We start from the raw sequence: 18,141 nt of genomic DNA, 5'->3' as shown, positions 1-18,141 counted from the left end.
CCAAGCAAACGCATGAAATTCCTCACCCTGGGCCCGGCAGGCAGCAACCACGAATTCGTGGCGCGCCGCTACCTCGACTTTCACGGCCTTCGCGACACCGCGATCCTGGACCTGGTCCCCGATTTCGAGCGCGGCGCCGGTGCCGTGCTTCGGGGCGAGGCCGATTTCATGATCCAGTGCGCGGTGCATCCCGCGGCCGCCTCGACGGTCGCGAAGTGCTTCGTCGGCCTCCACCTGATCGACACCTTCATCTCGCCGAGTCAGGATCTGGCGATCCTCCAGCGCCACGATGCCGCGCAACCCACGTCCCTCGCGGTCATGCGCCCCACCCTGCCGTACATCGACCGCCGCCAGTGGCCGCAGATCGAATTCGTGGAGACCGTCGCCGAGGTCACGCAGGGCGTGCTGGACGGAAAGTACGCGGTCGGCCTCGGCTATGCCTCGGCCGCGGAAAAGCACCCCGAGCGCCTCTATGTGAAGCAGTTCATCGGCACGGTCGACGATGCCTGGATGGTCTATGGGCGCACCCGCGTGAGCACCGGGGAACTGAGCGCCTGGCGCGACAGCCCTGCCGCCCTGCTCTATCGGCGGGGAGCCTGAGCATGGGCACAGCCATCTGCTCTCTCGACCCGATGGTCTCGGTCGCGGGGCTGTCCAAGCATTTCCACGCGCACCAGGTGCTCAGCGACGTCCATCTGAGCGTCGCCGCCGGCGAGCGCGTGGTCGTGTGCGGCCCCTCGGGTTCGGGCAAGTCGACGCTCGCGCGGTGCATCAGCGGACTCGAGGGCTACGGAAGCGGCACCGTGACGGTCAACGGCGTCGCGGTCTCGCCGCGCATGCGCCATGCCGATCTGGTACGCGCCAACATCGGCATGGTGTTCCAGCAGTTCAACCTGTTTCCGCACCTCACCGTGCTCGAGAACTGCACCCTGGCACAGCGCTGGGTCCGGCACCGCTCACGGCAGGAGGCCCGGCAGACCGCACTCGCGTACCTCGACAAGGTCCGGCTCGCCGAGAAGGCATCGGCCTATCCGGCCCAGCTCTCGGGCGGACAGCAGCAGCGCGTCGCCATCGCGCGGGCCCTCTGCCTGAATCCTTCCGTCATGCTGTTCGACGAGGCCACGTCGGCACTCGATCCGGAGATGGTCAAGGAAGTGCTCGAAACCATGATCCTGCTGGCGCGGGACGGCATGACGATGATCTGCATCACCCACGAAATGGGCTTCGCGCGGGCGGTCGCCGACAAGGTCGCGTTCATGGACGGCGGGCGCATCGTGCAGGCCGCGCCGCCCGGCGAGTTCTTCGGCAACTGCGCGGACCCGCGCATCCAGCGATTCCTCAGCAAGGTCTTCTGACCCGAGGTCCTTGCCGCAAATTCGTGCGCTCACTCGGCGCACACGCGTGCCAGGCCGCGGTCCAGCCCGGTCGCGAACAGCGCAGCGGCGACGGCCCCTGCGCATCGACATGCCGCGCGCGATGCGAAGGCCCTGCGCCGCGGCGCCCGCGCATCGGCCGGATGACTGAACCAAGTCCCGGCCTTCGATCGAAGGCATAAAAAGAATCAGCCCCGAAGGGACCTTGAAGAAGGTATTGGCTCGCTCGGCCAGGACACCAGACCCATTCAGCACAAAGCGACAGAGAGTCGTGTGCTACCACTTCAAACCCAGCAATGGCCTGCGCGAAGGTCGATCTCGCACTGTCCGAAACTACATGCTGACCAGGAACTCCCCAACGACGGTCACGCAATGGTCGAAGCCCGGCGTGTAGTCCAGCGTGGCGATGGCGTCGAACGCAGCGCGCAAGCCGGCATGCGGCTGCCGAATCTGAGACAGGAATGCCTCCCGGTGGCGCAGCAGGAACGGCGTTGCCGCTCGGAGCTGGGACGGCTCGCGCTCGATCACGAGCGCAAGGTCGAACAGATCGCGCGCCGTGGCCCGGTCGCCACGGTGGTACATCTTCTTGGCAATGATCTCGGCGGCCGTCTCCACCTTCACGGAGCGGCCACCGATGTCCCAGGTTTCCCAAGCCTCGGCCAGCAGGTTGGGAGCGGCCACGAAGTCGATTTCGCCTTCCTCGAATTGCAGCTTGACAAAGGTGCCAGGCTGCTCGGTGTAGTCCTGCGTCAGGTCCGCCGCCGTGTCGCTCAACCGAGGCGTGACAAAGCCGAGGTACTGCGGATCGGGCACGAAGATGTCTATGTCTTTGCTCAACCTATGGTGGTAGCGGAACATCAGCACAGTCCCGCCGCCGAAGGTCCAGAACGGATCGGCGATCCCACCGTATCGGCTGATCTCGTCGATCAGCGCCAGTGCCCGCGGGAACAGCTTTTCCCAGGGACCGCCGGGCAATGCCTCGGGCTTCATGCCCACAGCGCCCGCCGGTGCACGGACAAGGATTCGGCCAACTTCGCCACGTTGCGCCAGATCTGCCGCGGCGGCAGGTGCGCGCGCGAGGCCGTCTCCTCCACTGCCATCACGATGATCGGCACAGGCGCTTCGTCAAGCAAATGAGTCAGGTGCGGGGCGAATGGAGGCGGCACGTCGCCGCTCGCCAGGGCTTGCTCGAGCGCCTCGGGCGCCATTTCACTCGCATAGCTGACACTGGCCGTCTTGGCCGCCATCCACAGGCCACGCTTCTTGCGCCGCGCCAGCGTATCCGGCTTGAGACTGTCCAGCCCCAGCACTGCCATCACCTGTCCCACGCGATTGACACCCAGATCGCCCAGGACGCCGGTTTCCAAGCCAACCAGGGTTTGCCGGGACAGGCCGCTCAGGTGCGCCAACTGCGCTTGGGACAAGCCCAGTTCGGCACGTCGGGCTCGTACGGCATGGCCGATGTCGATGAGGTTCATGGCAGAGCACAGCCAGATGTTGTCTAAAATATTAGACATATTACGCCTGCCATCCCCACTTGCAAGAACAAGGGCCATGTCTTCCCCGCCTCCTGACGCGCATTTGGAAATGCACTGATGGGGGAACTCCCTTCGATTCACTGGCAAATGCCTTTCAGCTTTGTTGCTGAATGTTTACCAAATCCGCTGATCGGCGGTTTCGGAGGAGGGGAATCGATGGCGAGACGGCGCAAGTCCAGCGCGGCCGAGGATCTCATGGACCTCATGCCTTGCTACTCGAGCTTTCGCGCGGTCGGCTTTACGGGTTTCTCGCCTCGCCCTCGAGCAGCCAGATATTTCTTCGCGTCGTCCCAAGGCACGGAGCTCCCGGTCGCCAGCAACTTGGCCCAGTGCGTATTCCGGTCCGACGTGGACACTGATTCCGATCCGAGGTGGTCACTGATTCCGATCCGAGGTGGTCACCGATTCCGATCCGACGTGGTCACCGATTCCGATCCGACGTGATCACCGATTCCGGTTCGACGTGGTCACCGATTCCGGTTCGACGTGGTCACCGATTCCGGTTCGACGTGGTCACCGATTCCGATACGACGAGGTCGTCGGTTTCCGTCGGAGTCGGTCACCGATTTCAGCCTTAACTAATTACCGTCTCTGTTCTGGGTTGGTCAAGCATGACGTATTAGGTTGCGTCCTCAACCTTCTAGCAGCTTGCGCCCCCGCAACTTGCGCATCGACTCACCTTTTAGCTGTATGCGGTGCGCCTGATGGACCACACGATCGAGGACGGCATCAGCGATGGTGGGATCAGGGAAGAACGAATGCCACTTGTCTGTTGGGTACTGCGAAGTGATTAGCAGGGAACCGGTCCGCATCCGACGATCAACGACATCCAACAACACCTGAGCCGCGGTTGAAGACATTTCACCGATCCCGAAATCATCAAGGATGAGCAAACTCGGCTTGGAGAGCGCCAGTCGGAGCTTGGGCAACGAGCCATCATGGGTTGCCTCGCCGATAGAGGAAAACAGATCGCTGGCTCGATAGAAGGCCGCTGGGATCTTCAGGCGACAGGCTTGATGACCAAACGCGCACGCCAGCCAAGTCTTTCCGACACCAGTTGCTCCGACGATGATCAGATTTTGCTGATGGCGGATCCAGCCGCAACTAGAGAGCGAAGACAGAAGTGCCTTGTCCATTCCACGAGTCGGGCGATTGTCCAACTCCTCGAACGCTGCGTTCTCTGGCAGCGAAGCCCCACGTACAAGGCGGTTCAGCTTCCGACTTTCCCGCGCCGCTATTTCTGCTTCTACCAATAGTCCAAATCGCTCGTCAAACGTTAGCTGATGAAGCTTGGATTGCTCCGCCTGAAGCTCATATGTCTCCGCCATTGTCGTCAGGCGAAGCTCGCGCAACCGGGAAGTCGTCTGTTCTGTCGTGCTCATGATTCGTCTCCAAAGTAATGTGGGCCGCGAAGGTTGACGTGTTCAGGGCGAGGTGTGGCAGCCGGCAGAGGCCGGACCCGCAGATCCGCCTGATTCGACAGGATTGAGGTGATGCTGCGCAATGCGGTGATATTTAGCGGAAGCGCATACGCGCAAACCGCTTCAAAGCGCTCTTCGCCGTACGTCCGTGCCAAGTCGCGCATCCGGCGAGCGGCTTTGATCCCATTGGTTGCGTCGCTGCGTTCCTGCAAGTGGTAGCGAATCATCTTGGCGGCGTTTGGCCCGACAGACTCGGCCCATGAACTCAAGGCTTTGGGCTCACCTTCGAGGACGTGCATGTGAACAATCGGGCGATGATCTTGTACCGTGCTGACTTCACCGTCCGTCTGGAGGAGCGCGTGCATTGCAATGCGGCGCCCCTTGGAAAATGCCTCGATCACGGTAGAAGTGATGCGCAGGTCGACACGATCTCGGGCGTAAGCAAATGGAACCGAGTAGAAACAGCGAGCGTGTTCGAAGTGATGATCCTCACCAACACGCACAGCGTAGCGCCACTCGCAAATTTCGAACGGCTGCTCTGGCAGCGGTTTTAACGCGGGCCTATCAGTTGATTCAAACCGCTCGCGGCGGCAACCCGACATCTTCTTGAAAGGGTGATCATTGAGCGAAACAGTGAGGTGCCGGAGGTCACTGTTGAGTTCTTCTAAATTGAAGAACACGCGATTGCGCAGCTTGAAGAGAATGATTCGTTGCGCGATCTGGACACCGACCTCGGCCTTCGCTTTGTGTTTCGGTTTGCGGGGTCCCGCAGGCTTCGCCACACAGTCGTAGTGGCGAAGCATCTCGCGATAGGCCGGATTTAGGGTGATGTCATCCCGGGTACGCCGCACGACTGCGGCCTTAAGGTTGTCGCACACGACCCACTTGGGCACCCCACCCATCGCCTCGAAGCAGTTGATGTGGCAGAGCAGCCAGTCGGCCGTGGTCTGACTCGCTGTGGCTTGCACGTAGGTGAAGTTGGAACAGCCGAGTACGGCGACAAAGATCTGGGCAAACTTCGAAGGTCCACCCGCACGATCTCGGATTTCAACCGTCCGCCCCGCAAAATCGACGAAGAGCTCCTCTCCGGGGCGGTGCGTGCGCCGCAACACGATGTGTTGCGCCTTGATCCACTCTCTGTATTTCTCGGTGAACTGTGAGTACTCGATTCCATCCGGGCAAGTCTCTTTCCATTCCTGCCACAGTTGATGCCTCGTGGCATCAGGGCGCCCCATCTCCTCGTGGATCCAACTCCAATCCGGGGTGGCCTTCTGGCGCTGTACTGATCGGTCGGCTGAACCGATGGCGCGACACCATTGCTCGTCGTCGAGCTCTTTCAGCGCGTTCCAACCGAGTGTTTGCGCTTTCAGCAAGGTCCGTACGCTGGCGACGGCGCCAGGAGATATGCCGACGCTCTTTGCGATGGCACGGTTCGACTGAGACGTGTCGTAAAAGTGCAAGCGCGCGACTTCGCGCTGCAGACGAATGTCAAGCCTCATTGGGCTTTCCTCCGGCGATTAGGCCACCGGAGGCAGGTGGCGAGACGAGCTTAGCCCTCAGCATCCGCGGGTACTTGACTCGCGGAATTCGCCGACCGATACTCCTGCCATACATGTTTCACCTTGTCTGGCTCGGCCGGACGCTTAAGCCCGTGGTTGCCGCCTCGGGCTTTTGCGTTTAGGACGGATGTTTTTTAACTCGTCTCTATAGGCTGTCCTTTCTTGGACGCAGGGGCGCCGGTGAGGCGTGCTCTTGCGAGCCATGCCGCGACATCACTCGTGAGGGCGAAATACCCCCGTCGATTGGGCAAGTTGAACAATGCAACCGGCACCTGCCCACGTTTCTGGGCTTGCCGCAGGCCCGCCGAGGTGTTGTGACCCATAGACGTCACCAGTGCTCGCCCGCCCAGCAGAGGACCATGCTTCGCCTCGAGTGCTTCCCTTAGTTCCATGTGAAGTGCCTCGAATGAAGACGAGTCCAGGGCGGAAGGCGTCATGAGTTCTTTTCTAGTGCGGCGAGGTCTCGTAGTGTTCGCCGGAGTTCGTTTGGAGTCCACCTCGCTAAAAATCCGGAATTTCTGTACGCTTCCGGGATGGCCTCTAATCCTGAGCGGACACGTGTTGGGCGTCCTTGCCGCGATCCGGTGGATCAGGTGCGCACACAGTTTTGGCTTGGAGGGACCCTGATAAAGAGCGGCCTTCCGTCCTCCGACGCCCTCGAGCGACGGCTGCAGCCAGACCTCGTCCGCCCTCGCGAAGACGGAATGCTTCGTCCCAGCAAATATTGTCGGTACCAGGATGGCTCGCGAGTCCCCAGCAGGATCGTTGGAAAAAGCTACCCCGTCGACCTGGCTGAAGAGGCCTTCCCCGGAACGGCCTTCTTTTTTGATTCGGTCATTTGGCCCCTACTCAAAGGACGTGCGCTCACAGTCGCCGAGGCTGACGATCTGCTTTGGGCCATGTCTGACGACATTCGGCAATTGATTTTCGAGTCGAGGGCCGTCCCGGGCCGGCCACACCGCCAGTTTATTAAACGGCTGTATTACCTCGACGGCAAGGTTGCGAAGGCTCTTGCCGAGGTGGGAACTTTCGAAGCGCTGACAGCGGTCGTGGTGCTGCTGGCTAAGGCCGAGGCAAAGCCACCTTCGATCGGGCTTCGAAGAGCGGCGCACGCCTGTTATTTCATGATGCAAAACTATCTGCTCAAAAACCCGGAAATCCCTCCCGTGATTGAGGCGGTCATCGAGCTTATTGACGAACGATATGAGCAGTGGGTAGGAGTCCACGATCAAATGCAACTAGCCTTGCCAGCAAAATCCAAACTTCTGCGTGGAAGGGATTTTCAGTGGGTTGGGATGTCAAAAAGCACTCCTCTCGACGGACCCTTTTCGAGCTGGTATCGCGGTGCTCTAAGGCAGCGATGATCAATCTGTGGCTCCCGCCGCGACGAGAACGGCCCGAAGACATTCGTTGGCAGACCGAGCGAACTCTCGCGCAGCTTAGGCGGGAACACCGAAGGCCCAGCGCCGTCTCAGACCCGTTCATGCGCGATGTGCTCGGCCGAACCTGGAAGGGCAATGCCAAGCAACTGCGTTGTTACCTCGAGCAAGCGGTCGCGCTGGCGATGAAGGAATTATCGATCTCCCGATCGGAGGCACGGGCTCGAGCGCTGAAGAGCGGTCTGGTGAACTTGGCGGCGCCTTCGCACCCTTGCAAACCAGGATCGAGGAGGCGGAACGGCTGCACATTCAACGGGCACTGGAGCGCACAGGCGGGAGCATCTCCGAGACTGCCGATCTCCTCGGCACCAGCCGCAAGACACTCTGGGAAAAGATGAAACGACTCAAGATGAAGACGGTTGAATTCGAATTGAGTCAGCCTGGGGCAGAACGCTGACGACTTGAGCACAGTGAGAGGCTCGAGCCCGAAACAATCTGCACCAGAACTTTAGATTGCCATCGACTTTGGGAGTTGATGGGAGTACGCGGGTTGAGACTCGTCAAGCTGCCGGTGCGATGGAGATCGTCTGGCAGTCCGAGTCCCATGTAGCCACCTAGAACGAAAAACAACGAGCAGGCATGAGGTAATGAATCAAGAAAAATTTGAGCGAGGCTCCGAGTGGCGGCAGTGGGATCTGCATGTCCATACGCCCGCCTCGTTTCATTGGCGAGGAAAGAGGTTCAATGCCGACCCCAACTCGGATGAGAACCGCTTGCTCATCGACGAAATGATCGCTGCGTTCAATGCCGCAGAACCAACGGTCTTCGCGTTGATGGATTACTGGACCTTTGACGGCTGGTTTGCACTGCGACGACGGCTCAAAGAACCAGGGGCTCCCAAACTCACGAAGACCATCTTTCCGGGAATCGAACTGCGGCTAGTAGCTCCGATGCCGGGCCGCCTCAATGCTCACGTTCTTTTCTCTGATGCCGTTGCAGATCAGGTTCTGCACGATTTCAAAGCGGCGCTGCTCGTCGAAGTCGTGGGTCGGCCGCTGTCGGATGCATCCCTTGTGCTGCTAGGGCGCGCCGCGTCGGACGACAAGCTGAAGATCCATGGTTTCAAGAAAGTTGAAGTCGATGCCGACGATGAAAAGGCGCTCTTGGCCGGCTCCAAGATTGCGGAGATCAACTGTGACAGCTACAAGAACGCAATCGAGAAGGTGCCACACGGGCATGCGATCGGGTTCATGCCATGGGATACAAGTGACGGTCTCGCCGAGGTCAAATGGCATGAGCACTATGCGTATTTCCTAGGCCTGTTCAAGACTTCGCCTATCTTCGAGTCTCGGAACATCGACCTCCGCGGCGCTTTCGTCGGTGAGGTCACGCCCGGCAATTCGAAGTTCATCAAGAGCTTTCAGAACGCCCTATGCAACGTTCCCAGGCTTGTCGTCTCTGGAAGTGACGCCCACTGCTTCGTGGGCGTGAAGGGGGACAACGACAGACGTGGCTATGGGGATTACCCGTCCGGAAAGGCGACCTGGATCAAGGCTGACCCTTCGTTTCATGGTCTTCTTCAGGCCATCATGGAGCCGGCAAAACGTTCCTACATCGGCGAGCGCCCGGAAAAGAAGACCGAAATTTCCAAAAACAAGACGTTCTTCATCGACAGCGTCTCAATCACTAAGATCCCGGGATCCACAACAGGTGGAGCGTGGCTTGCTGGCACCAATCTGCCGCTGAACCCTGATCTGGTGGCGATCATCGGAAACAAGGGCAGCGGGAAAAGCGCGCTCGCTGACGTGATCGCGCTGCTTGGCAACTCGCGACAGAAAGCTCATTTCTCCTTCTTGAAGAAGGAGAGATTCAGGGGGAAGTCTGGGGACCCTGCAAAGCACTTCACCGCAACGCTGTCATGGCTCGATGGCAGCACGGAGGATCGAAACCTTAACGACGATCCACCGGAGGAAAAGGTGGAACTCGTCCGATACATTCCCCAAGGTCATTTCGAAGAATTGTGCAACGCGCATGTCACTGGTCGTTCCAATGCCTTCGAAAACGAACTGCGAGCAGTCATCTTCTCCCACACAGATGCTTCAATCCGCCTTGGTGCACTCGACTTTGACCAGCTTATCGAGGAGCAGGAGAGCAGCTTTCGACATCAGCTCAACGAATTCAGAAAAGACCTGCGAAGAGTGAACCAGGAAATTGCGGGCTACGAGACGCAGCTTCAACCTGAGGTTCGAAGTGCGATCCAAGAGCAACTGGCCATCAAGAATCGCCAGATTGAGGAGCACATCAAGATCAAGCCAGCGGTGATGGAAAAACCTGCCGTCGAGTTGTCGCTCGAGCAGCAGCAAGCGGCGGCCTCGCTGGAGGCCATCTCGAACCAGATGCAAAACCTCGAGAAATCCGCGGCCTCGAATGCCGCCACCGCCCTGGCACTTGCCGGCAAGCTCAAGGCAATCCAGAACGTGCGCGAGCGCTTGCGCCTACTCGACCGCTCTCGTACGCAATTTCTCGAAGACACGGCGACGGATCTCACCACTCTCGGTTTGCAGGCGTCTGACCTCGTGACGATTGAACTGAATCACCAGCCACTCGACAAGATTTCGGTTTCGATTCCTGACGAGCAAGCAAAAACTGTGGCGTCGGCTGGCGATGTCGTCACTCAGCGAGCCAATTTGCTTGCGGAGCAGACAGCGCTCAACGCAAAACTCAATGCGCCGCAGCTTCTGTACCAGCAAAACCTGAAATCCTTGGTCGACTGGGAGGCCAAACTCGCAGAGCTGACTGGTACACCTGATGCGCCAGAGACATTGAAGGGGTTGCAAACGCGTATCGCGCAGATTGATAGCCTGCCCGACCTTCTGCAAACGCACAGGGAACATCGCGCGACGTTGGCTGGAGAGATTTTTGACATTCTGGATGCTCAGCGGAAGGCGCGCGAGTCTCTCTTCAAACCCGTTCAAGACTTGATCCATAGCAACAGCCTGATCCGCGACGAGTACAAGCTCCAGTTCCAAGCGACACTGGGTGGCTCAGCAGACGGAGTTGCGACGTCTCTCTTCGACCTAATTAAACAGAACTCAAAGGAATTTCGGGGCGAAGACGAGAGCTACGGCACCGTACGAAAACTGGCCGAAGAGTACGACTTCAACACGCGAGCAGACGTGCTCAGCTTCGTTGAAGCGCTGCACGGAAAGATTGTCGTGGCTGCGTCCGGCGGTAACAAGGATACCGTCGGCATCGGCCCTGTGTTGAGAAAAGACAAGCTGGCAAGCGATGTTTACGATTTGCTCTTCGGGCTTTCATTCCTTGAGCCGCGTTACTCGTTGCTTTTCCAAGATGCACAAATCGAGCAACTGTCACCTGGTCAACGCGGCGCGCTACTTCTCATCTTCTATTTGCTGGTCGATAAGGGGCGCAATCCGATCATTCTGGATCAGCCTGAGGAGAATCTAGACAACGAGACTGTGGTGAGCTTACTGGTCCCAGTCTTGACCGAGGCTAAGAAACGTCGGCAGATCATTATGGTCACCCACAATCCGAATCTCGCGGTCGTCTGTGATGCGGAGCAGGTTATCTGGTCGGTATTCGATCGGAAGAATGCATCGAAGATCTCCTATCTCGCCGGCTCCATCGAGAACCCAGCCATCAACGGGCACGTCGTCAATGTTCTGGAAGGCACGATGCCGGCGTTCAACAATCGCCGCATCAAGTACCACTGAGCGCGCGCAGCTGCCTGTTCAAACTCCCAAAAAACCGCCGATCTCGACCGCGGTGCTTCTGGCCGCGCGCATGACTCCGATGAGCGTTGCCGAGGCCGGGCCGGTCCATTCTCCATAACCCACCAGCCACAGGCCGGGCACGTCGCGCGAGCGAGTTCCTGCGACCGGGACCTTTCCGTCCCCGACAGCGTCGAGCGATATGAGATGGTCCAAGGCCGCGCGAAAGCCTGTGCACCAGATCACAGCGTCGAATTCGCGAGCGGTGGCCGAGATGCGGCCGCACGGCTGCAGCCCTGGGTGCTACCACCTGATCGACAGCACCGCGTGTTTTTACGCGCGAAGAGCGCCGGGCTCTTGAAGAACGCTATTCAGCTCTGACTCGCGCGAGGATCGCAGCAGGGAGTTGGCCCCTAGGCCTACCGTCATGGGAGGGCCGGCGTGCGGCATCCGCCCATATATAACCTAAGCGCGAAGAACATGATCGCCAACTTGGATCTCACTCAGTGGGCGCAATTTTTCGTCGCCTGGAGTGATCAGTTCCGTGACGGTGTCTTGATTTCCAAAAATGTTACTCAACCCGCCTGCGCCACGGCCCGTTACCTTCTTGATTTCTCGACTGTCTGGTGATCTATCCCATTCGATCGACCGCAATGTCGCAATCGAAGGCTGGGCATGCTGCACCCCGACTTTGCCTCGAACAATTTCGAGCCGCTCGAGTTCTTTTCCTGTAGTCGGGTCGACTATCAAATCCGCAAGCCCAACTATTAAAAACTTGCTGTCTGGCTTTACGCCTTGATCTGTGCCTATGTTGACTACCACCGTGAAAGGATCGAGCACCTTGACAACTTGTCCTAAGTATCGGGTCATGACGTGAGTGTTCCGGTGAGAAGAGGGATTGCGTCGGTTGGTATCACGGATCGGAAGGTTAGATTGCGGAGTTCTTCAGTCGTACTTGGCAATTTCGTAAGCAGACCCATGTCCTTCACAACCTTGATTTGGATGTACTTGGCCTGAACGTGATGGACCACGGCTATGTACGCGAGCCTCTCGATCTCGTCGGATTCGATATAGCCGCCCACCACGATGCTTGTCGCGAAGTTTTCGTTTCGGTGAATAAGAAATATTTCTTCCGAAGCGATTGATTTGAAAGGCTTCTCAAAATTGTCAGGGATGGTGTTTTGACTTGAGATGTCAAATATCACCTTAAGTAAGATGACAATTATCGTGCCGAGTACAAGCAGCAAAAAGAGAAGCCATTTGACGGAAATACTTGAGTTCACGTCTACAAACATTCCCGTTGCAGCAGACACAAATCCGAGGACGCCGATCACTACCGACGCGCCGGAGAAGCTCAAAAAATTTCGCAGGAGATGGTCTTTCATTTTCGATGATCTGCTGCGTGAGTCTTGTTGAGATGGATTGTGCAGCAACTCGTAACAAAATGGTGTACTCGGGGGTTGCGACAGTGCGAGGAACGGTGACTGCAAAAGGCTCTCGGACAATGCCGCATCAGGAGAATCTCGAACATGGTCGCTACCGCAATCACCCTCATCGTGCTGAACCTCATCGGCATGGCGTACCTCGTCCTACGCAGCTTCGGCACAGGATATGGAACGAAGAAGGGCGGAAACGCAGCGGATCGCGAAGACTTGCCAGAACTCACGCGCATCGTCGAAGACATCAAGCACCAGAACGCCCAGTTGTTGGAGTCCTTGAAGTCGCACAACCAGCTTCGCGTGGCCGCGATCGATAAGAGGTTGCAGGCACATCAAGAGGCGTTCACGCTGTGGAGAAAGCTGGTCGGCGTTCTATGGAACGGCGACGTCAATTCGGTGGTGGAAGAATGCCAACGATGGTGGGACGAAAACTGCTTGTACCTCGAGCCTGAGGCGAGAAATGCCTTTTCGATCGCCTACTTCCTTGCGCCTTCTGTCCGGCAGGATGTTGGGGGTATGAGAAACCATGGAACCGGGCACACGCCAACCATGGAAGCTCGCCATCAAGAGATCATGCGAGCGGGGGATGTACTCGTGCAGGCGGTGCAGTTGCCCGGACTGACTCAGGCAGAAGAGCGTTCAATGAAGCAGACCAACGAGTTGAAGGCCGGGGAAGGTGCAGAAAATGGATGACGATGACAAGATCCGCCGCAACCTCGTTGTCACCAGCGCCATCATCATCGGCGTCGCCTGGTTCGATGTGTCACTACCTGATGTGCTCGAACGGCTCTTCTCGGTCAAGAGCCAAGCAGGAACGCCCGGAGCCGTGGTGCAGCTATCGACCTGGAAAGTCTGGGTTGCTGCGCTGGTGGTACTCGGCTACATGAGCTGGCGGTATCGATGGTCTGATGAGGTCGAGCAAGCGACAAGACTCTTCACAGAAAGCGTCGTGTCGCGGTACAAGAAACTCTTTGGCGATGTTTACATGACCGACGTCACCAAGTGGTTCCAGAGCGGGGCTTTTCCGGCGGACGTTCACCCGCAACTCTCTGCCGCGTACGCGCAACTCGTTCCGCACACCTTGGCCCAACAGCTGGGCCGTGGACCCGAGAAGGTGACCTTCACGGGACCCATGCCTGCGATCAACCAAGGTAATCACATGATGACTATGACGGCTGAGTGGCTGCCGGGCGGCGGGGGCGTGTACGTGAATCAGCAACAGGTGAACATCTATATCGACACGAGGCGGCTGAAATCGATGATTTGGAGCGCGCGCCGGTTCGCCTTGGCAAACTCGAAGTCATCAATGTCGCTGGTGTGGCCGGTAGTCATCGCCGGCAGTGCAACAGTGGTCGTGCTGTACAAGCTCGGCCGCGCCGTCTTCGGCTAGCTCGATTCAAAATGAAGACTTCCAATCTCGCGGGCCCGCCGCTCGAGGCGCTGACTGGTCAACGCCCCTGGCTGAGCTTGCAGAGGGCGATCCCGGCTCGCGCTGAACCACGTCGCGCTTGGAACCGACACTCTTTTCAAGTTCTGGGACGCCGATCCACGCCGCAGACCTGGACAGTACAACCGCTGGCACGAGTACAACATGCCCAATCGGTCCTGCCAGCAACGTCGATAAGTGCGAACGACCCTAATGTGCTGCCAGTGGATGCGAATCCGCTGAGTAGCAACTGAAGCGCGTAGCTTCGAATCAGACATCTGACTCTTCGTGTCTTCCCGCGCTAACGCGTGGCTAGCCGTTCCAGAACTTCGCGTGCACCCAGGTCCCTTACTGCCGCAAGGCTTTCGAGCTGCGTTGTCCGCGGTCGTGCCTTGCCTTGTTCCCAGTGGTAAATCGTCTGCCCGGAGACGCCTACCAGCCGTCCATAGATCGCCGCGGACAGCCCGAGCTTGGCCCGATGCGCAGCCAACCTGGTTGCACTGAAGCGGCGCTTCGTGCCCGTTGCCGCTTCAGCGTCTGAACCAGGCGCCGCCTCGAACCGCGCCGCGCCCTTCGCGACACGACGCAGCTCCTTCTCAAGCGCGCTCACCTGGCGACGCAGTTCGGCAATCGAGGCGCGATGCGCGACTGATGCTTTCTTGAGGGTTTCGATCTCGACGCGCACTTCTTTGCGAGCGACGCGGGAGATTTCGGCTTTGAGGATCGAGGCTATGTTTGGCATCGGCGCATTGTGCCGTTCCAGCTACCTGGCCTCTCCTGGCGTCATCACCGGCTCGAGCCATTTGAGTGCCGCCGCCCTCGGCGACAGCGTGCGCAGATGCGCCTCGCAAGCCAGGTCGGTGGCCAGCTCCTCTAGCTGCTCAGGATCCACCGTCCGCCAATGGCGCTTGAGCTGCTGCGCACAGTAGTAGATCCACAGATCGGTCGGAATGTCGTCTTCCATGCCGCCATACTACTGTATATTCATACAGGTGTACTGCGAAGTGTTTAGATACCGGTTCGAGGGCCAGGCGCTGTCCACCAAGGAGGCGGTGAAGCACACGCGCCGCATCGGAGAGCTGCTCTACGTGCCGCGCATCCATGACCCGCGCCCGGGCCGCAGCCTGATGATCGCCATGCTGCTGGCCGACGACCAGGAGAGCTATGTGATCCCGTTGCTCAACCGCGCGTCCATGCTCGAGGTACGCGGCGGCTTCTTCATCGAAGGCACCGAGATCAATCCGCGCGGACGGGCGCTCAAGAACATCAAGACGGACACCTACCCGCAGCGCTGGTTCTGCCGGCCGGTGCCGCGGCCCGCCCCGCCCGATGCGAAGGCGGCTCGGCTGGAGGCGCAGCGCCACGGCGAAATGATCGCCAAGGCGCTGCAGCGCTGGCCATCGCGCCGCGGTGGTTCCGGGCTCGGTGGAAGTGCGTAACGCGTTGCCGAACTTGCTCAAGGAGATGACCATGGACCAAGCTGAACTCTTCTTCCCGCGGCCGGTGCCTGCGGCACCGGTTAATGTCGCGCCGCAGGAGGCCAGCGATGACGACGTGCCATTCCGGTTCGAAGAGGTGGAACCGGAACCGCGCGTCGCCTACCTGGTGCGGCTCGCGGACTATCCGCATTCGGCGGCCGAGGCGGTCAAGGTGGCGGAGCAGCGCTTCCGGCGTGAGCTCGACCGGCAACTGGGCCATGAGCTGGTGCCGGCGCTGCGCGCGTTCCAGAACGCGAGCGAGTCGGGCGAGAGCGATCTCACCAAAGACGAGATCGCGCTGGCCAAGCGCTGGATCAAAGCTTTCGACGTGGCCAGAACGGCGGGCTTTCGCGATCTGGGCGATACCGACGAAGCCTATTTCGCGGTACGTCCTGTGTGAGGACGCTCAATCAATTTGCGCCGGCTCATTTGGGCGCGTGACTGGACGCACAAGGTAGTCTGCGACCGCGCACGCGCCGGCAATCCAGGCTTCCATCTCGCTGGAGTGCGCTGTCTGGTCGGAGACGAACGGCCGAAAGCTCAACAGCCCGGTCGGACCGCTGACCGAACCCAAGAGCGAGAAGCGGAATTCGCCGGGCTCCGACTCGCTCACCATGACCGCCATCTGACTCATCTTGATCTCCCCTGTTGTCGAGAAGATGTTGTAAGCGGGCGCGGCCGACAGGAATGTCAACGTTCGTCAACCTGCTGGAAATCGTTCACGATGCGGTCAACTTTCGCGCGTCGCGCCGTAGCAGCTACGATTTCTGGCCATGACCAAAGAGATTGCCCGTCTCCCGCCGGAGAGCTGCGCACAGCTGCTTGAGGTCCTGCAAATATTGGGATGGAGGTTCGAGCATCCCATCAGCGCCAAGATCACGGGCTGGAGCAATCAAGGCGAGGAAATCATCCTGATGTCGCCAGAAGAAGCCTTCGCTTTCCTTGCAGCGGCGGCCGGACATGGGATCCAGCTTTGGGCCGCGCCGGACAAGGATCTGTTTCTCAGCTGCGGGGAGACGCTGCAGATCTACTTCGATGGATTTTCTGCTGAGGAAAGCGCATCGCTGCAAGCTGCGTTGCGAGGCGGCGGATTGGAGTTGGGCGTGAGCAGCGACAGCGGCTAACACGGATAGCGATCACGCTTGTCCGTTGTCTTTGCCTGGGCAGGAGCTAAGTCTCCTTCAAAAAAAAGGATCCGCCGCACACGGGGGTTCTAGGAGCTGGCAACGTTCTGCTGCTTCAACTCCATCGCCAAAAAATCTGCGAAGTCCTGCGCCGCCGGCGAGAGCGACCTTCCAAGAGGCCGATACAGACATACCTTGCGCACTGTCTCTGGTTCGACCACACGCAGCATGACCAGTCCGAATGCTGTCGCCAGCACGCCGACGTAGTCGGGGGCCAGTGTGGCGGCAAAGCCCTGCGCCGAAATACCAAATGCCGTGGTGGTGTTATCGACAATTTCGACTGGTGTTACACGCTCTTCGTCAGGTGCGTTCAGCCGCATGCGTTCCACGCCCAATTCGTGATCTCTTCCCGTAACGACCAGAGGAACATTGCGCAGATCGGCCCAGCGAACGCGCTTGCGCGATGCCAAGGGGTGCGACGGTGCGCACCAAAGCACCCAGGGACTGTCAAACAGCGTCTGAGCCGCCACGGCGCCGCCAAGTGCGCGATCAGGACCGACGGCGATGTCGACGTCACCGGAAGAGACGGCGTCCACCAGACGATCCACAGCCACGTCCCGAATGCGAACGACAACCTTCGGCCGATCACGGGAATATCGGGAGATTGCCTGCGGCAGTGCCATGGAAGCGAGCACCAGCGGAGCGCCCACCCGTACCAGCCCAGACGCGCGGTTCCGGACATCGTTGGCCGCCATCTCTGCGTCTCCCACGTGGCGCAGCACGGTCTTGGCCGAGGCGAGATAGTCCCGCCCCGCGCTGCTGAGTTCCACGCGCCTCGTGGTGCGCTCCAACAGCCTGAAACCCACAGTCGCCTCGAGCTCTGCAACCAGCTGGCTCACAGCTTGAACTGTCAGTCCCATTTGGCCTGCCGCTGTGCTGAAACTGCGCATCTCGGCGACCGACGTGAAAGCCTCCAACTGGCGCAACGTAAATCGGGTCAGCGGCATGTTGGATTATCAAGCACAGGTTGAAGACCGATCAATATTAGCTGATTGTTCAAGAAAGGCTCTTCGTGAACACTCGGGACTTCACAGGGTGGAAGAAGGTTTGACCGACTCTGATTCTCGTGGCGCCCGCGGCGACAAACGGTCCTTCCTGCCTTCTGACTGCGGTGCCAGTGAGCCTCTCGCCGAGGTTGACGTAGTTGCCTTGCACGCCCCGCAAAGGCACCAGCATGGATCGCCGGGCCTTCCAATCTTGCCTCTTAATAGGAGAAAAATAATGACCGCACCTGCAGCCCCGCATCTGGGCCGTTTCCGTTTCGAGTACCCAGGGGGCGTCGTCTACGAAGTGGATGTCGACGACGATGATGCGTTGCGCTGGCGCTGCGTAGCCGGCGAGAACAAGGGCCGTGAGGGAAAGGAAGTCGTCGACCGCGTACCGCTGCACCCCGAACAGCATCTGTTGTCATGGACCGAGGCCGACGGTCTGGTCGTGGCGCAGGTTGTCAACTACGACGCAGGCTCGGTCAACACAGTCCTGGTGCTTCCCGGCGGCCAACGCGTGGTGCTTCAGGGCACGGTACAAAGAATTTAGCTACCTCGACGAGGCTTCGCACGCAGCCGAGCGGTAGCGGCGACAAGTTGGTCGAACCAGTCATACGTCTGCCGCTC

21 protein-coding genes and 2 pseudogenes are annotated in these 18,141 nt (G+C 59.3%); 12 read left to right on the top strand and 11 right to left on the bottom strand.

Annotated features, from left to right (window positions below):
- Nucleotides 1-12: 12 nt before the first annotated feature.
- The gene (locus AC1DMS_RS25615; protein WP_015865893.1) at nucleotides 13-600 is read left to right on the top strand and encodes a TAXI family TRAP transporter solute-binding subunit; all 588 of its coding nucleotides are present in this window, start codon (nucleotides 13-15) and stop codon (nucleotides 598-600) included.
- Between the two features lie 2 nt (nucleotides 601-602).
- Nucleotides 603-1,355 (top strand): amino acid ABC transporter ATP-binding protein, encoded by a 753-nt coding sequence (locus tag AC1DMS_RS25610; protein ID WP_015865894.1) that lies wholly within the window; start codon nucleotides 603-605, stop codon nucleotides 1,353-1,355.
- 351 nt (nucleotides 1,356-1,706) lie between these two features.
- Here the strand turns inward: AC1DMS_RS25610 and AC1DMS_RS25605 are convergent, their stop codons facing one another.
- The 4 genes from AC1DMS_RS25605 to istA all read right to left on the bottom strand — a co-directional run bounded on the left by AC1DMS_RS25605 (nucleotide 1,707) and on the right by istA (nucleotide 5,831).
- The gene (locus AC1DMS_RS25605) at nucleotides 1,707-2,363 is read right to left on the bottom strand and encodes a nucleotidyl transferase AbiEii/AbiGii toxin family protein (protein ID WP_015865895.1); all 657 of its coding nucleotides are present in this window, start codon (nucleotides 2,361-2,363) and stop codon (nucleotides 1,707-1,709) included.
- Nucleotides 2,360-2,851, bottom strand: a complete 492-nt coding sequence (locus AC1DMS_RS25600; RefSeq protein ID WP_026284050.1) for a helix-turn-helix domain-containing protein — start codon at nucleotides 2,849-2,851, stop codon at nucleotides 2,360-2,362. The genes AC1DMS_RS25605 and AC1DMS_RS25600 overlap by 4 nt, the downstream gene beginning before the upstream one ends.
- A gap of 692 nt (nucleotides 2,852-3,543) precedes the next feature.
- Nucleotides 3,544-4,293 carry an IS21-like element helper ATPase IstB gene (gene istB / locus AC1DMS_RS25595; protein ID WP_015865897.1) on the bottom strand — a complete coding sequence of 250 codons (750 nt, stop codon included), beginning with the start codon at nucleotides 4,291-4,293 and terminating at the stop codon, nucleotides 3,544-3,546.
- Nucleotides 4,290-5,831 (bottom strand): IS21 family transposase, encoded by a 1,542-nt coding sequence (gene istA, locus AC1DMS_RS25590; protein ID WP_015865898.1) that lies wholly within the window; start codon nucleotides 5,829-5,831, stop codon nucleotides 4,290-4,292. The genes istB and istA overlap by 4 nt, the downstream gene beginning before the upstream one ends.
- 764 nt (nucleotides 5,832-6,595) lie before the next feature.
- Here istA and AC1DMS_RS25585 point away from each other — a divergent pair.
- From AC1DMS_RS25585 to AC1DMS_RS25570, 4 genes and pseudogenes are all read left to right on the top strand, one after another.
- Nucleotides 6,596-7,255 carry a hypothetical protein gene (locus AC1DMS_RS25585; protein WP_150106892.1) on the top strand — a complete coding sequence of 220 codons (660 nt, stop codon included), beginning with the start codon at nucleotides 6,596-6,598 and terminating at the stop codon, nucleotides 7,253-7,255.
- Nucleotides 7,252-7,452, top strand: a pseudogene (locus AC1DMS_RS25580) (AAA-type ATPase lid domain-containing protein); the annotation flags it as partial. The gene AC1DMS_RS25585 and the pseudogene AC1DMS_RS25580, both read left to right, overlap by 4 nt.
- A gap of 89 nt (nucleotides 7,453-7,541) precedes the next feature.
- The gene (locus AC1DMS_RS25575) at nucleotides 7,542-7,727 is read left to right on the top strand and encodes a helix-turn-helix domain-containing protein (RefSeq protein ID WP_041945792.1); all 186 of its coding nucleotides are present in this window, start codon (nucleotides 7,542-7,544) and stop codon (nucleotides 7,725-7,727) included.
- Nucleotides 7,728-7,917: 190 nt separating this feature from the next.
- The gene (locus AC1DMS_RS25570) at nucleotides 7,918-11,004 is read left to right on the top strand and encodes a TrlF family AAA-like ATPase (RefSeq protein WP_015865901.1); all 3,087 of its coding nucleotides are present in this window, start codon (nucleotides 7,918-7,920) and stop codon (nucleotides 11,002-11,004) included.
- 18 nt (nucleotides 11,005-11,022) lie between these two features.
- Here AC1DMS_RS25570 and AC1DMS_RS25565 read toward each other — a convergent pair.
- The 3 genes and pseudogenes from AC1DMS_RS25565 to AC1DMS_RS25555 all read right to left on the bottom strand — a co-directional run.
- Nucleotides 11,023-11,268: pseudogene (locus AC1DMS_RS25565) on the bottom strand (pyridine nucleotide-disulfide oxidoreductase); the annotation flags it as partial.
- 198 nt (nucleotides 11,269-11,466) lie between these two features.
- Nucleotides 11,467-11,871 carry a hypothetical protein gene (locus AC1DMS_RS25560; RefSeq protein WP_015865902.1) on the bottom strand — a complete coding sequence of 135 codons (405 nt, stop codon included), beginning with the start codon at nucleotides 11,869-11,871 and terminating at the stop codon, nucleotides 11,467-11,469.
- Entirely contained in the window at nucleotides 11,868-12,386 is a 519-nt protein-coding gene (locus tag AC1DMS_RS25555; RefSeq protein WP_015865903.1) for a hypothetical protein, read from the bottom strand. Before AC1DMS_RS25555 ends, AC1DMS_RS25560 begins: the two co-directional genes overlap by 4 nt.
- 144 nt (nucleotides 12,387-12,530) lie before the next feature.
- Between AC1DMS_RS25555 and AC1DMS_RS25550 the strand changes: the two genes are divergently transcribed.
- Together AC1DMS_RS25550 and AC1DMS_RS25545 are read left to right on the top strand one after the other, a co-directional pair.
- Nucleotides 12,531-13,133 carry a hypothetical protein gene (locus tag AC1DMS_RS25550; RefSeq protein WP_015865904.1) on the top strand — a complete coding sequence of 201 codons (603 nt, stop codon included), beginning with the start codon at nucleotides 12,531-12,533 and terminating at the stop codon, nucleotides 13,131-13,133.
- A complete protein-coding gene (locus tag AC1DMS_RS25545; RefSeq protein WP_015865905.1) occupies nucleotides 13,126-13,830 on the top strand; it encodes a hypothetical protein in 705 nt (234 codons plus the stop codon). Before AC1DMS_RS25550 ends, AC1DMS_RS25545 begins: the two co-directional genes overlap by 8 nt.
- A 337-nt stretch (nucleotides 13,831-14,167) precedes the next feature.
- On the opposite strand, the gene AC1DMS_RS25540 is transcribed toward AC1DMS_RS25545, so the two are convergent.
- Nucleotides 14,168-14,608, bottom strand: coding sequence for a helix-turn-helix domain-containing protein (locus AC1DMS_RS25540; protein WP_015865906.1), 441 nt, complete (start codon nucleotides 14,606-14,608; stop codon nucleotides 14,168-14,170).
- Nucleotides 14,609-14,629: 21 nt separating this feature from the next.
- Complete coding sequence (locus tag AC1DMS_RS25535) at nucleotides 14,630-14,830, bottom strand: hypothetical protein (RefSeq protein ID WP_015865907.1); 201 nt, start codon at nucleotides 14,828-14,830, stop codon at nucleotides 14,630-14,632.
- Here AC1DMS_RS25535 and AC1DMS_RS25530 point away from each other — a divergent pair.
- Together AC1DMS_RS25530 and AC1DMS_RS25525 are read left to right on the top strand one after the other, a co-directional pair.
- The gene (locus AC1DMS_RS25530) at nucleotides 14,829-15,305 is read left to right on the top strand and encodes a hypothetical protein (protein ID WP_478081921.1); all 477 of its coding nucleotides are present in this window, start codon (nucleotides 14,829-14,831) and stop codon (nucleotides 15,303-15,305) included. The genes AC1DMS_RS25535 and AC1DMS_RS25530 overlap by 2 nt on opposite strands.
- A gap of 31 nt (nucleotides 15,306-15,336) precedes the next feature.
- Nucleotides 15,337-15,744 carry a hypothetical protein gene (locus tag AC1DMS_RS25525; RefSeq protein ID WP_015865909.1) on the top strand — a complete coding sequence of 136 codons (408 nt, stop codon included), beginning with the start codon at nucleotides 15,337-15,339 and terminating at the stop codon, nucleotides 15,742-15,744.
- 6 nt (nucleotides 15,745-15,750) lie between these two features.
- On the opposite strand, the gene AC1DMS_RS25520 is transcribed toward AC1DMS_RS25525, so the two are convergent.
- Nucleotides 15,751-16,038: a hypothetical protein gene (locus tag AC1DMS_RS25520; protein ID WP_041945794.1), complete on the bottom strand. Its 288-nt coding sequence runs from the start codon at nucleotides 16,036-16,038 to the stop codon at nucleotides 15,751-15,753.
- Between the two features lie 79 nt (nucleotides 16,039-16,117).
- On the opposite strand from AC1DMS_RS25520, the gene AC1DMS_RS25515 reads away from it, so the two are divergent.
- Nucleotides 16,118-16,468, top strand: a complete 351-nt coding sequence (locus AC1DMS_RS25515; RefSeq protein ID WP_015865911.1) for a hypothetical protein — start codon at nucleotides 16,118-16,120, stop codon at nucleotides 16,466-16,468.
- Nucleotides 16,469-16,557: 89 nt separating this feature from the next.
- Here the strand turns inward: AC1DMS_RS25515 and AC1DMS_RS25510 are convergent, their stop codons facing one another.
- On the bottom strand, nucleotides 16,558-17,475 hold the full coding sequence (locus tag AC1DMS_RS25510; protein WP_015865912.1) for a LysR family transcriptional regulator: 918 nt from the start codon (nucleotides 17,473-17,475) through the stop codon (nucleotides 16,558-16,560).
- A gap of 274 nt (nucleotides 17,476-17,749) precedes the next feature.
- Here AC1DMS_RS25510 and AC1DMS_RS25505 point away from each other — a divergent pair, with 274 nt between their 5' ends.
- Entirely contained in the window at nucleotides 17,750-18,064 is a 315-nt protein-coding gene (locus AC1DMS_RS25505; RefSeq protein ID WP_015865914.1) for a MoaF-related domain-containing protein, read from the top strand.
- Nucleotides 18,065-18,141 lie beyond the last annotated feature (77 nt).

The organism is Variovorax sp. 05T418, assembly GCF_056396385.1.
This window is presented reverse-complemented; position numbering and strand designations above follow the sequence as displayed.